This window comes from Nostoc sp. ChiQUE01b, assembly GCF_034531255.1.
Taxonomy (GTDB): Bacteria; Cyanobacteriota; Cyanobacteriia; order Cyanobacteriales; family Nostocaceae; genus Nostoc.
Genome location: NZ_JAVRBM010000135.1, coordinates 1 through 13566 on the forward strand (window position 1 = coordinate 1; position 13566 = coordinate 13566).

The following is a 13566-nucleotide window of genomic DNA, read 5'->3' on the forward strand; positions in this document are numbered from 1 at the left end:
ATACATTGTCGCAGTTTTTGATCCCATTTTTTCAGATTTTGTGAGAAATCCGCGTCTAGGCAAGTGTCGAAACTCCCTAAGGGAAGAACCAAGAAAGCCTCAAATCACTTTGAGGAAGCCCATACTGTAATCTCTGATTCAGTGTGGGAGGATGTTACCAAAATGGCAATACCCTAGATAGTAGAGAAATATTAAGGAGCAGATGTGAAAGAAAAAGACGTTTTTTTCCCGGTGGATGGAGAGTTGCTCATGATATTGCCCAGAGCAGCAGCAACAATTAGAAACCCTGATGTGCAACTACCTATTTTCCAAGTGGATGCAGATGGCTATTTCTTGGAAATGCGAGTTCAAGCTGACCCTGAAGACAAAAGTGAAGTTGCTCTTACCCGTCGTGTTCGACTAGAAGATATTACGGAAGAGGAGTGGGAAGAAATAAAGGAACAGTATGCCAATGTTGATATAAAAGCCTGTACAGACGAAGGAATTAGTAAAGGACTGGAGAAGATTCAAGATCGGCGCGTTCAGCGCTTGTTTATGGCATTGCTTACATTTTTAAATCCAAGGCAAATTTCCATTGTGTTATTTCTGTACAAGAAAGCGCGAGAGCAGGGCAACGGTCCTCTAGTTTATTTTCGGGCTAATGAGTTGTTGAAGAGTCTGGGTTATACCAGTACTCAAAAAGGTACTATCACTGCCAGGTCAAGGTCGCAGCTTAACCAAGACTTGGTTGCTCTCCATAGAACTGAGCTGGTATTTGCTCAATCTCTAAAAAAAGGCAATACAAGGGGAGCGAAGGTCATTGTCAAAAGTATTCTCCGTATTCGAGATTATGAAATTGATAATTTACCGCGAGACTTTGATTTAGCTAAAGCTGCTGATTACACCTATGAACTAGCAGATGCTTATACGGTGGCCCTGGAATTTTTTGATGGGCCACAGCAGACAGGAGACTATGTCCTCTTTTCCAACAGCATTGATATTAAGCAGAAGCAGGGAAGTAATGCCAAGTATGACTACAAGACGAAGTTACTGATTTATCTTGCTAACCGCATGAAATGGGATACATTAACTGAAGGGCAATATTTGGTAATTTCTAGGCAATATCTATTTAAGAATCTAGATTTGTTAGCTAGTAACCAGTCTAGAAACAACCAAATTCTGTGGCGGACAATAAAAGAACTGCAAGCTGAGGGTTATATATTAGATGCCCAAGAAATATCTGGAAAACGGAAGATGATCAATATACACTTAAAAATCAACCAGGACAAACTCCGCCATAACTGAAAAGTACTCAATTGTAGTACAGGCTGTGGAGTTTAATTAGTATTACCAACGCCTATAAGCAGCCCTTTCAACGCGAACAAATGAACTACTAAGGCAAAGGCTAAAACCCGCTCCCAATATAGAACCCATTTGAGATCTTTGAAGTGAACAAGTAAAATCGGCACAAATAGAATGACAAAAGCGTCCACAATGTCGCCTAGAGGACGGAAAAAGCCACAATTATCACTCTTTGCTGGTCTGGTTTTGGCACTGGTTATCCTGTTGATTTGCTTGGTATACAGTGTCACGCTTGGTGCAGCAGAAATAGCTTTAGACAAGGTTTTGACATCTTTTATAGCCTTTGATGGTTCATATGAACACTTAGTAATTCAAACTGTGAGATTACCGCGATCGCTCATTGCTATCCTTGTAGGATCAGCCTTGGCAGTATCAGGGGCGTTAATGCAAGGTTTGACGCGCAACCCCCTAGCAGATCCAGGGATTTTGGGTATTCAGTCGGGGGCTGCATTGGCTGTAGTTGCCACAATTTTTGTTTTTGGCAGCTCGGACTTGAGTGTTTTAACCATTGTGGCCTTTTTGGGTGCAGGAGCCACAGCGATGTTAGTCTACTTCCTTGGTTCTTTGGGAAAAGGAGGGGCTACACCATTGAATCTCACAGTAGCAGGCGCGGCGCTCACGGCTCTGATTTCTTCCCTGACGACAGCCATCCTGATCGTCAGTCAACGCACCTTAGAAGAAATTAGATTTTGGTTAGCAGGTTCACTGGCTGGGCGCGATATCAATATGTTCTTGCAAGCACTGCCCTTCGTCGCCCTTGGATTAATCGTTGCTTTTGCCCTTGGTAGACAAATTACTACCATGAGTCTCGGTGAAGACATAGCAAAAGGCTTAGGTCAACAGACAGCTTGGGTGAAAATCATCACGGCTATTAGCGTTGTTTTACTGGCGGGAAGTTCCGTATCTATTGCCGGGCCAATCGGCTTTATCGGCTTAGTTGTTCCCCATATCGTGAGATTTTTTATTAAAGCCGATTACCGTTGGATTTTGCCTTACTCCGCAGTGGTAGGTGCAACTTTACTTTTGGTTGCAGATATTACCGCCCGTGTATTATTTAAACCCCAGGAATTACCTGTGGGAGTAATGACAGCACTGGTTGGTGCGCCCTTTTTTGTCTACTTGGCTAAGTCAAAGGTGAAGAAATGAAGTTGGATTGGCTCGTCATCCGTTCCGAGACAATATCTTTTCGCATAGACCGACGTGTACCACCAATCCTGGTATGTTTGGCAGTAGTGATTGTAGTGGCGATGGTGATGAATGTGGGCAGAGGTGAATATCCCATTTCGCCCTTGGATATCGTCAAAACTGTATTTGGTTTAGATACAGGGAACCCAGACCATGCTTTCGTGATTCACAACCTACGGCTACCCCGCACCCTTGTCGCTTTTATGGTGGGAGTGGCCTTTGCTATTTCTGGCACTATCTTTCAAGGTTTAACACGCAATCCCTTAGCTGACCCTGGTATTATCGGCATCAATGCTGGGGCAAGTTTAGCAGCAGTGACAGTAATTGTCCTATTTCCATCAGCACCGATTTATACATTGCCTGTTTCAGCCTTTGCAGGTGCTTTATTGATGGCTGTTTTAATTTACTCCCTGGCTTGGAATAACGGTAGTTCGCCGATTTTACTAATTTTAATGGGTGTGGGGTTGTCTGCGATCGCCAGTGCTTTCACCATCTTGATGATTACCTTTGGGGACATTTATGACGTTAGTAATGCCTTAGTTTGGTTGGCTGGCAGTGTCTACGGACGCACTTGGGAGCAAGTCTTTTCCTTCTTACCTTGGTTAATAGTTTTTGTACCGATGGCGTTGACATTGGCAAGACATTTAAACGCCTTAAATTTAGGAGATGATGTCGCCAAAGGTTTAGGTACTCGCGTGGAATGGCAACGTGGTTTGCTAGTGCTGGTGGGTGTAGCTTTAGCAGGTGCAGGAGTCGCTACTGCCGGAATGATTGGTTTTGTTGGGTTAATTGCACCTCATTTAGGGAGACAGTTGGTAGGTACAAATCATGAAGGGTTAATTCCTACCTCGGCATTGTTAGGGGGTGTGATTGTTGTAGTCGCAGACTTGCTAGGAAGAACAATGTTTGCGCCTATCGAACTTCCTTGTGGGGTAGTGACTGCTGCTATTGGTGCGCCTTATTTTCTATATTTGTTAATTCGTAACCGGAAAAAATAAGGGACGAATCAATTCAAAATTCAAAATTCAAAATTCAAAATTAAAGATTTTCTCACTCCTGCCTTCTGCCTTGTCTACGACATGCTACGCGAACTGTGTTCTTCAAGATTCAAAATGGTATCAACTATGAAAGGATTATCAACCAAAAGTCTGTCTTTAGCTTATGGTGGTGTGCCAATTATTAAAGATTTAAATTTGGCCATTCCTGCCAGACAAATTAGTGCTTTAGTTGGTGCTAATGGTTGTGGTAAATCAACTTTGCTAAGAGGTCTGGCCAGACTTCTCAAGCCAAATCACGGTACAGTATATCTTGACAGTACCTCAATTTTTAAGCTTTCCACTAAAGAAGTAGCCCAGCAGTTGGGAATTTTACCTCAAGGGCCAGTAGCGCCGGAAGGGTTAACAGTACGAGATTTGGTAGCACAAGGGCGTTATCCTTATCAAAATTGGTTGCAACAGTGGTCAGAAAAAGACGAAAAAATCGTACAGCAGGCATTGCTAACAACAGATTTAATAGAGTTAGCAGAGCGAGAACTAGATACTTTGTCTGGTGGACAACGACAGCGGGCTTGGATTGCAATGGCGCTGGCGCAGGATACGGATATTTTACTTTTAGATGAGCCGACTACCTTTCTCGATTTGGCGCACCAGATAGAAGTTTTGGATTTGTTGTATGAGTTGAACCAAACTCAGGGACGGACGATTGTGATGGTATTGCATGATTTAAATCAAGCTTGTCGTTATGCTGATTATCTAGTTGCTGTCAAAGATGGTCGGATTTTTGCGGCTGGGGAACCAAAGCTTGTGATGACCGAAGATATGGTTCACGAGGTTTTTGAGTTAGAGTCCCGTATTATTCCTGACCCCATTCTCGGAACGCCGATGTGTGTACCAATAGGACGTAAGGGGAAATTACAGGCTGTTTGATTTGAAATTATGTCACTCAAAATTCAAGGATAGGAAAAAGCAGTATGAATATTGGTGTATTTGTTAGTGCTTTAGGCAGTGCCAGTGTAGAATTTATCGAAACAGCAGCAATTGCTTATGCGATCGCTCGTTCTGGTTATCCACGAGAAGCGAGTTTAGGAGTAATCGTAGGTTTGTCTGTTGTTAGTCTAGCAGCGATAATATTAGGAACTCAATTACAAGCTATTCCCCTAGAATTACTGCAAATTTTTATTGGCTTGTTGCTACTGTGGTTCGGTTTCGGGTGGGTGAAAAAGTCCGTTTGGCGACAAGTTGAGGGTAAACGTGCTGGATGGGTTAGTGACCCACTCACCTCTGAAGGTATTTTTTTAGAGACGGAAACAACTAGTTTCAACTTCCTGAATTTTATTTTAATGACTAAAAGTGCTGCTCTTGAAGCATTAGAAGTAGCCATTATTGTCACCACTCTTGGTTTAGCATCAAGTGCTTGGAATGAATCTTTATCAGGAGCAATTTTAGCATTTTTCTTAACAACTGCTGTAGTAACTTTGTTACATGGACAATTGCTTCAAGTTCCAGAAATCTTAATTAAGCTAAGTGCAGGTATCATGCTAATGGCATTTGGTACTTTTTGGATAGGTGAGGGATTAAATTTCAAATGGTTCTTTGGAGAAATAACGCTTTTAATATTGATAACTTTTTATGGAACGATCAGTTTTCTAGTAATTCGTTGGTTACAAACCAAGCAACCTGCATAAATGAAAGAGCAATTTACCCAAAGCCAAAATAATAAACTAGAATTATCTTCCCATAACCCGATTCTCTGTGTACAAAACTTGGGTCGAAGCGTTGAAAAATACTGGGTTTGGAGTCACCTTAGTTTTCAATTATTTCCAGGGGAGCGAGTAGCGGTGGTAGGTGCTTCTGGCTCTGGGAAAAGCTTACTGCTACGAGCCTTAGCTGGTCTTGAACCAGTACAAGCAGGACAAATCATTTTTCAGGGACAGCTGATGAATTCCTGGTTTATGCCCAGCTATCGTTCTCAAGTTATTTATTTGCACCAACGACCAGCTCTTTTGGAAGGAACTGTAGAGGAAAATCTCCAGCTAGTTTACCGATTAGCAGTTCACCACCATCAAGTTTACAACCGCAAGTTGATTTTAGACTATCTGCATCTTTTGCATAAAACGGCTGACTTTTTGCAGCGTCCGATTAGTGCTATTTCTGGTGGTGAGGCGCAGATTGTCGCCTTTTTACGAGCTTTGCAACTTTCACCAAAAGTACTACTACTGGATGAACCTACTGCCTCACTGGATACTGGAACTGCCCAAAATTTAGAAGCTTTAGTTGCAGCTTGGCAAAATGAAGACCCACAACGGGCATATCTCTGGACAAGTCATGACCCAACCCAGTTGTCACGCATTACCAACCGCCAAATTACCTTGAAGGAAAAAGATTGATGGAAACTAATTATATCCAGATTAGTTACGGACAACTGGCTTTAGCGACTTTGTTTATTGTGATCAATATAGGGCTTTCCTTGGGCTTACAGTTGGGGCTAGAGCAAAGTCTAGGGATAGCCTCGCTCCGAATGGTAGTGCAGTTGTTACTAGTGGGGTATATATTGCAGTGGGTATTTACTCTCAGCAACCCTGTATTGATAATACTTTTAGCTTTGAGCATGACTGTTATAGCTGGTGTATCTAGTGTTAACCGTACACGTAGACGGTTTACAAGTATTTATTGGAATAATTTTATTTCGCTTTTAACCGGTTCATTTTTAGTTACGGGGATAGTAGTTAGCGGTATTTTACGCGTCCAACCTTGGTACGAGCCTCAGTATCTCATTCCCCTTTTGGGTATGGTATTGGGTAATGCCCTCACGGGTACATCTTTGAGTTTAGATCGGTTTATGGAAGACTTGACCAATCGGCGCTTTGAAATAGAGGCACTACTGACTTTGGGCGCAACCCGTTGGGAAGCTGCACATCAAACTATTAAAGAAGCCCTCAGAACAGGAATGATTCCTACTATTAACTCAATGATGGTGATGGGATTAGTTAGCCTACCAGGAATGATGACTGGTCAAATTCTGGCTGGGGCTAGTCCTAATGATGCCATACGTTACCAGATTGTGATTATTTTTGCACAGGCATCAGGAACAGCGATCGCGACAATCGGCGTTGTTATCCTAGCTTTTCTGGCTCTGTTTAATCGAAATCATCAGTTTACACATTTGTTAAGTAAGCTTGGTTAGCTGGATTTTTATTTCCTCTACAAAAGACAAAATATATCACGCTTAACTTGCAGTTTTTTTCAAGGAGCGATCGCTCGCAAATCCTGCCCATTGGTAATGGTGTCCAAAAATTTGGGTCGCTCCGAAATAGAGTGAGTTCCAGACTGGATAATAATTTTGGGGATTTTTGCGCGATCGCAGAGCAAGCATTCAACCATAAAATCCACATTCCGCAGATATTAACGCGGATTTAATAATTATAAAATTGGAGAAACTCAAGCCTGTAATGATTGTCTGGCAATGATTGCAGGCTTTTTTCCTATAAAATAATAAGGCTGTAAGTGGAGAGAGAAAAAGCATGAATGAGGAACTAGAAGCAATAAAAGTCCTAGATATAGACCATTTGGGAATAGTAGCAGGAATAATAGATGAGATGGAATTGGTAGAAGAAGTGAATAAAAAATTGGGAATAAAAGTTAAGGAAACTCTCACTTCTGGACAAGTAATGAAAGCGATGAGAGAATTAAAATGGATAACAAGAGTGCCACTAAATATTAAAGAGGCACAACATAAAATCTGGGAGCATCCCAGTTTGACGAAAACATCAAATAGCTAGCGTTCCATTGAGGTAAGCACAACGCACAGAAAGCACTTGATTAACATTTTTAGCTTTCCACTGTGCCCCAGTTATTTTCATCCGAGTGCCGAGAAGTTTGATCGCAGATTCTACCGCGCCTGACCCCACAGAACAGATTTGCTCGGCTTGACAATAGCTGTAGTTGACAATTCTCAGGCGGTGTCGCTCAAGATAAGTGTGATTTGAATCATAAAATAAACTTTTAGCTCAAGATATGCTTCAAAAAAAGTTAACCATTTTATGCTTCAGAAATCAGTGTCAAAGTAGAAAAATCACATCTACCAAGTAATTGCAGCACTTGATGAGGGATTATCGTTGCGTCAAACAGCAACACAAGCTAGTTAGGAAATGGTGGTTAGCCGATGAGTAATCAACTTGGCAAGTCTAGTAATTGATTATTAGCTATATACAAAATCTCCATTTTGTCATTTCGCCTTCTGAATCCCTTTAGCTGCGTTGCCGTAAGGAATTGTGTCACCACTTTCATCCACAATTTCAATGTATCCATTTGGGTGAAATTCTGGATAGAGATAATACTTTACAATACCAAATTGCTGAAATGGCTTACACTGTTCATCGTGCGATTCAAAACTTACCCGATTGCCGGGTTTTAATTTTCTTTTACCCATCTATTTTATTATTCTAGTTTGGTAAATATTTTTTCAGAGGATTCAACAAAATAAGATAAGTATCCTTTAATCAATTTAATATCTTTACTTAGTTCTGATTTTGTCTGTTTCGTTCGAGATAGAGCGCCATACAAGTAATCATTCATTGATTCAGTATTACCTCCTTTTATCTCCTCTTTTAAATTTTCTAAACATTCAATCGAGTAATCAAGGCAACTTATATGCTCTCCAAAAGTATCTAAATAGCATTTTATTTGAGCTAATGCTGCATCAATATCAATTTTGTCTGCTTTGTTTAAGTGCATAGTCAAAATTCCGTTTTGATATTCGGTATATTAGGTAAGTTATGTGATTGATTTGCAATTTCAACAAATAAAACAGATGCTTCTTCATTTTCTGAAGAAGCAATGAGTTCCATTTGGCTATCAAAAATCAGAAATTTTAACAATCCCTCTGTAACAAAAGGTGTATATAACAAAGGGAAACTTAAATTATTCATACAATAAGTTGCATAATTTCCTTTTGAACTAATAGCTTAGCCACGGTTATTCTTAATTTTTTCAACTACCTGTTGGGGTGTTAATCCCACAAAATCCTGACAATTGCTTTCATCAACTAATATTGGATTCAATCCTTGATTTATAAGTTCCATGTGAATTGAGCCTATCCATAAGGATTGAGCATTAGCGTAAAGATTTCTGAATCTACGCTCCATTTCCTCTTCAAAGCTTTCTACTGATTTACGACGAGCCATAATTCATAAGATGCCACATCTTAGATTAAAGTTTATCACCAAAGGGATTAGTATATGGGTTCTTTCGTGTGTACTCAAAAGGGAATTTGTGATAAAAGGCGTTTCCCCACCTCCATTTGAAACTTTGCATAGATAATGCTTTAAGCCTTCCTTCTGTTTTGTATACAATTGCGTGATAAGGCCTTGTAGAATAACTTTTCTTGATTAATGTAAGCATTTTTCAAAATTCCCTTTTTGTCACATGAACGCTGAAAAACTTATGCGGTGGTTGGGTAGATGCCATCCCTTCCAGCAGAAGCAGAGAATGGAATAGTTTATTTTCTGGAAGTCCTTAAATGGCTGGTTGTCTGACATTTTGATTATGCGTATTTAAGTCTTCGATAATGGCAGAATATTTAGAAAATTCATTGAATTCTAATTCATTAATAAAACCAATTAAAGCAAATGGACATTTACAACCCAAAGCTTGTTTTAGAAAATCAGTATTTAGGTGAGATTCTTGGCAGACAATCTCAAAAATATCTTCGCTAGTTAATTCTAGATTTTCATCTAATTCCAATATTTGCGCTTCTATTAAGTTAACTAGCTTTTTAATAGAGAAACAAGTTCCGATTTTGTCAGAGATTGTTAGCTGATTCATCTTAGTAAATATTATTTTTAATTTTACTCTGATTTTTAGACATAATCTTCAAATTGGGAAATACTGCTGTAAAATCGGGTACAAAGAAGCAGCAATTGCCTCAAACTTATCACCGTCTGGATAGGGACGAGAAATTTCCTCTCCATCTTCATTCAACCACTCTTGCCGTATGGGAGTGTACTCAAGCGATAGAATTGCAGTTCTCCATCGGCCCGATAACGCTAGATGTTCACCAGACCAAAATAGCCAAAAATCAACCTTATTATTTCGATAAACTTCACTAATAGGATTAGAATAAGGACGATTTTTCGGATTAAAACTTTCGGTAAAGTAGCCTTGAAAATTAATTTTTATAAAACCTTTTTCAATTTCTACTGTTAATTTAAAGCGAGAGTGTGGATAATGATCTGATGAAATTTTTGCGGCTGTTAATTCAAATTCTATAGGTAAAGTAGATAAACTCATTAATTAATAATTTCCTTGAATACTGATACGAACTTTATTGAAAAACTGATACCCTTGATAAAAACTGTTTACTACTGAATTTTTTGATGTTCACTGAAGTCCTACAGTATCTCGTTTGGGTTTGCGTTGCCCAACACGTTGGGAAGACTTTTTAGGCGTTTCCTGTTGAGTTGCGGCTTCATCATCAATCGTCTTCTTTTCTACCGTGTGACTGGCGGTAATATTTGTTTCTAGTGGTGTCTCGCTAATTGAAGAATCAGCTGGTTTTGTCTTCTTGCGAGTTTGTTTTTTCTTGGGGGCTGGCTCGATAGGAATTTCATCTGGTGTTGTGGAAGCCGTTTCATCGGCCGTAGAACTAACGGGCTTTTTACGAGTCCGCTTTGTTGGGGATGGTGGTTTGTCAGATTTTGAGGGCGATGCAACCACATCTGCTGCGCCCTTTGATAAATCCACCGCAGTTTTTGGCACAGATGTAGAACCCATTCCCATCTGTAGCAAATGCCACAAATGTTCACGACGACTTTCCATGTAACTAAGTTTTTGTTCACCCTCAGTAGTATCCAGCGCCATGCGTTCACATTGGGCAAGAGAGAGCGTATGTTCATGGAATTGTTCTAAACTCAGAGTATCGTGTCCATCATGTAATGCCGCCGCCACAGTCCGTATAAGCCAGTCCTTAAGTACCCCAACACAACCAATGGAACGTTCATAGAAGTAAAGCCAATGCTGCATTAGTTGCGGAACATCCACATTCATAGGTATTTGCATCAGGAGTGCCAATAATGCGGATTGAAAGTCTTGGCGGTCAAGTTCATTCTGATACAAATAACGCGGAAAATGGATATCCAGTCCCCGCCGGGATGCTTGACCACTTAAATTGCGAAAATTGAGCAGTTCGTAAGTCCCAATCAGAATGTGTAGCACACCCGTAACATTGGTCATGGACTTAATCCAGTCTAACTGGTCTAAAAGCTTACCAGCACTAGCACCAGTCCCAATCTTCATTAAGTGCTGTGCTTCATCCAAAATCACTGCTCGTACACCACGTTTGGTCATTACCTCTTCTAATGCGTGACGCAGTTCAGGCGAATCATTAAACTGTGCTGTTTTAGTCCGGGAGCGTCCTTTTTTCTCCCAGGTCTGCTCCGCATCAATATCGATCAGCATCCGCCGCTCATAGAATGGTTCTCCCAAAAGTTTAAGTGCAGTGCGGTAATAATCTGCCCGATTAAACACCCCACCGTCAGATGGTCGTGTTTCTAACAGCAATAATGGCATCGGGGGCTGACTGCCGTTATGATAGCTCAAGGAGTTGGAAACACCCGGTAACTGTTCAGGGACATTCTTATTTAACCGTTTAGCAATCTGGCGAATCATCGTTGTTTTACCCACACCGCTTGGCCCATACACCAACACATGAGCAAATCCGGCGGGTTCTCGAATCGCACGCATCAACAACATATCTACTCGTTCTAACTGGGGATGTAAAACTGCATACTCCTTAAACTGGGTAAGTTTGAGGTGCATTTGGTCGCTTCCCTTCCCGGTTAAAAAATTGTCCATTAACGGTATTCCCCTAGTATCGGCAGTCGTGTGAGATCCAACAGTTCAACGTTTTGAGACAGTGCTGGCAATTGTTCGTCATCTTGACTGTGGGCTTCCATAGCCAGCTCAGGAATGCTGACTGTGGGGAACTGGGGTACACCTTCCTTATTGGGCGTTAAATTTTCCAGTACCCCAACCGCTTCCAAATCCCGTAATCGTTGCATGAGCAAGGTTTCATGCTCTTGCACTGCCGCGATGAAGTCAGCAAGGCGTTTGGCAGAGATATTTGTACTCACAGCATTACGCTTATCTTGCTGTCTGATTTCTTGGGCTGCTAACAGCACTTCTTTCTCCGTGCGTCCGGCAAAGGTGTTGTAATACTGGGAGATACATTTGACCCATCTTCCCTCCAGGTACGCATAAGCTACACCCATATCAAAAGGGTCATAGCGCACACTGACTTTGGTCTTTTCGACAACCGGATTGCGGAAAGCATCGTTCCAGTAATAAAGATAATTGACTTTAATTCCCTGTCCTGGCTGGACTTTAGCGTTGCCTTTTGGTGTGCTAGGGCGTGTTGCCATGAGGAAGTCTTCGTTGTATGCAATGCATCGGTGTTCCCTCTCCCCAGTGGCAGCGATAGCGTCGGTATAAACTTGTAATGGTGTCTCACCCAAGGAATCATGTACGCTCGTGTCATAAATGGTGTATGCCCACTCACACAGGTATGTATATAAATCTGCTAATGTCCAAACAGCAAGTTGTTTGGGGTCAACAACCTTGGTTAATTGACGTGGCTGCTTACTGGCTTGGGTGTTGCCCAGTAAGTTAAAGATAAATTCCGTATTGGTTGTACCGAATAATCGCTCAACTACTGAGCCAAAATGAGGTTTAGCACCGGGTCTTGTTTTTTTAATGCAGTGGTACCGTGCTAATAAGGTATCAAAGTAAACGCTATGAAATTCCTTGCCGCCATCTACAACTACGGATTGGGGAAAACGACCAAAACGCTGGATACACAACCGTAGTGCCATCATGCAAGACCTGTAAGAAGGTGGGTCAAAGGTAAGATAAACTGCTAAGATGCGTCGGGAGTAGGCATCAATCAGTAATGTCAGCCAAGGTCGTCCTAAGTTCCGACCAGAAACTTTAGAGCGTAATTCGATATCGAGTTGGGTGTGGTCAAGATGGCAGATAGCAAAGGGGCGGTCTCCGTGCCGGGGTGTAGTTTTAGCTAGTTCTAAAACAATCGGTTCGGTTGGGTATGCGGCTTTTGCTCCCTGACGTTTTAAAGTCTGCTCATGGATTGGACGCTTTTTCAGCCGAGTATAAAATGTGCGCTGACTCAGTGGAGGGATGTTGGCTCTTTCGCAGGCTCTTGTATATGCCCGATAAACGGAAGCGGCTGGAGCTTGTCTTGGTGTCTCGAAGTGTTCTGTAATAAATTTATCCAGTAAAACGCTGGCATCTGTTGGTGCTTTGGGTAGGCGATTTCCTCTATTATTTGTACGTGGGAGCAAACCAACATAACCGCAACCAAAAGTGGCTTCCGCTTCCCGAAACTGTTTTACCCATCGAGATAAGGTGCTTTGAGGTATGTCCTTCCCTATGTCTGTGTGATGCTGGAAATATGCTTGTACTAGATGAAATCTGCGATTGGCTCTTTGTAGATCCGCAGGCGAGGCGGCATCCATCAATTCACGCACTCTCTCATTGATGGTTGTTTGTTTTTCTGAGGTGAGAATGTTGATAGTGCTACTGTCGAATAATTGCAGAAAAAATGCTGTGGGCAATTGCATTGGTTGCCCAACTTCGGGTAGCAGTGTGGTTGTAGTCTCGCCCAAGTTAACTAAAGTCCAAAGTTGTGAGTCCCAGACTAATAAGGTGTTAGGCAAGAGTGTTGTGGGTGAGGTGATTTTTCGATGATCCCCAGTTGTCCCTATCGCTAAATGTGTATGAGCAGTATGAGTTTGCTCATCTGCCCATAGCTGAACTTGCCAATGTTCCACTAGGGGAACTGCATACAAGTCCACGTAGAGTTGCTCTGTGGCAATCATGGCGTAAATATCGTTAGCACGCACTCCGGGAATGGTTGCAAGTGTGGCGGCTATAGTTGTTCCTGGAGTGGCTTGAACTGAAGACAGTATTTGTTCTGTAATAGACCTATCCGAAATATAAATACGGCATAAAAAAGTGGTAGAAGAATAAA

Annotated in this window: 17 protein-coding genes and 1 pseudogene; 8 read left to right on the top strand and 10 right to left on the bottom strand. The window is 41.6% G+C overall.

Features of this window, described 5'->3' with window-relative positions:
- The first annotated feature begins 204 nt into the window (after positions 1–204).
- From RMY63_RS39455 to RMY63_RS39485, 7 genes are all read left to right on the top strand, one after another.
- Complete coding sequence (locus RMY63_RS39455; protein WP_322733880.1) at positions 205–1284, top strand: hypothetical protein; 1080 nt, start codon at positions 205–207, stop codon at positions 1282–1284.
- 171 nt (positions 1285–1455) lie between these two features.
- Entirely contained in the window at positions 1456–2487 is a 1032-nt protein-coding gene (locus RMY63_RS39460; RefSeq protein WP_322733881.1) for an iron ABC transporter permease, read from the top strand.
- Entirely contained in the window at positions 2484–3524 is a 1041-nt protein-coding gene (locus tag RMY63_RS39465; RefSeq protein WP_322733882.1) for an iron ABC transporter permease, read from the top strand. Before RMY63_RS39460 ends, RMY63_RS39465 begins: the two co-directional genes overlap by 4 nt.
- A 126-nt stretch (positions 3525–3650) precedes the next feature.
- The gene (locus tag RMY63_RS39470) at positions 3651–4451 is read left to right on the top strand and encodes an ABC transporter ATP-binding protein (RefSeq protein ID WP_322733883.1); all 801 of its coding nucleotides are present in this window, start codon (positions 3651–3653) and stop codon (positions 4449–4451) included.
- 44 nt (positions 4452–4495) lie between these two features.
- Entirely contained in the window at positions 4496–5209 is a 714-nt protein-coding gene (locus tag RMY63_RS39475; protein ID WP_322733884.1) for a hypothetical protein, read from the top strand.
- Positions 5210–5911 carry an ABC transporter ATP-binding protein gene (locus tag RMY63_RS39480; protein ID WP_322733885.1) on the top strand — a complete coding sequence of 234 codons (702 nt, stop codon included), beginning with the start codon at positions 5210–5212 and terminating at the stop codon, positions 5909–5911.
- Positions 5911–6708 (top strand): ABC transporter permease, encoded by a 798-nt coding sequence (locus tag RMY63_RS39485; protein ID WP_322733886.1) that lies wholly within the window; start codon positions 5911–5913, stop codon positions 6706–6708. Before RMY63_RS39480 ends, RMY63_RS39485 begins: the two co-directional genes overlap by 1 nt.
- Before the next feature lie 59 nt (positions 6709–6767).
- On the opposite strand, the gene RMY63_RS39490 is transcribed toward RMY63_RS39485, so the two are convergent.
- Positions 6768–6905 (bottom strand): hypothetical protein, encoded by a 138-nt coding sequence (locus tag RMY63_RS39490; RefSeq protein ID WP_322733887.1) that lies wholly within the window; start codon positions 6903–6905, stop codon positions 6768–6770.
- A gap of 140 nt (positions 6906–7045) precedes the next feature.
- Between RMY63_RS39490 and RMY63_RS39495 the strand changes: the two genes are divergently transcribed.
- Positions 7046–7303, top strand: coding sequence for a DUF4277 domain-containing protein (locus RMY63_RS39495; protein ID WP_322733888.1), 258 nt, complete (start codon positions 7046–7048; stop codon positions 7301–7303).
- Here the strand turns inward: RMY63_RS39495 and RMY63_RS39500 are convergent.
- The 9 genes and pseudogenes from RMY63_RS39500 to RMY63_RS39540 form a co-directional block, all read right to left on the bottom strand.
- Positions 7292–7498 (bottom strand): annotated as a pseudogene (locus tag RMY63_RS39500) (ISKra4 family transposase); the annotation flags it as partial. The gene RMY63_RS39495 and the pseudogene RMY63_RS39500 sit on opposite strands and share 12 nt — an antisense overlap.
- 251 nt (positions 7499–7749) lie before the next feature.
- Complete coding sequence (locus RMY63_RS39505) at positions 7750–7953, bottom strand: hypothetical protein (RefSeq protein ID WP_322733889.1); 204 nt, start codon at positions 7951–7953, stop codon at positions 7750–7752.
- Positions 7954–7961: 8 nt separating this feature from the next.
- Positions 7962–8258, bottom strand: a complete 297-nt coding sequence (locus tag RMY63_RS39510) for a hypothetical protein (protein ID WP_322733890.1) — start codon at positions 8256–8258, stop codon at positions 7962–7964.
- 2 nt (positions 8259–8260) lie between these two features.
- Positions 8261–8452 carry a hypothetical protein gene (locus RMY63_RS39515; RefSeq protein WP_322733891.1) on the bottom strand — a complete coding sequence of 64 codons (192 nt, stop codon included), beginning with the start codon at positions 8450–8452 and terminating at the stop codon, positions 8261–8263.
- A 36-nt stretch (positions 8453–8488) separates the two neighbouring features.
- A complete protein-coding gene (locus tag RMY63_RS39520) occupies positions 8489–8707 on the bottom strand; it encodes a hypothetical protein (protein ID WP_322733892.1) in 219 nt (72 codons plus the stop codon).
- Positions 8708–9038: 331 nt separating this feature from the next.
- Entirely contained in the window at positions 9039–9347 is a 309-nt protein-coding gene (locus RMY63_RS39525; RefSeq protein ID WP_322733893.1) for a hypothetical protein, read from the bottom strand.
- 48 nt (positions 9348–9395) lie between these two features.
- On the bottom strand, positions 9396–9812 hold the full coding sequence (locus RMY63_RS39530; protein WP_322733894.1) for a hypothetical protein: 417 nt from the start codon (positions 9810–9812) through the stop codon (positions 9396–9398).
- A 90-nt stretch (positions 9813–9902) separates the two neighbouring features.
- Positions 9903–11375: an ATP-binding protein gene (locus tag RMY63_RS39535; RefSeq protein ID WP_322733895.1), complete on the bottom strand. Its 1473-nt coding sequence runs from the start codon at positions 11373–11375 to the stop codon at positions 9903–9905.
- On the bottom strand, positions 11375–13566 hold a 2192-nt coding region (locus RMY63_RS39540; RefSeq protein WP_322733896.1), incomplete at its 5' end, for a transposase family protein. The genes RMY63_RS39535 and RMY63_RS39540, both read right to left, overlap by 1 nt.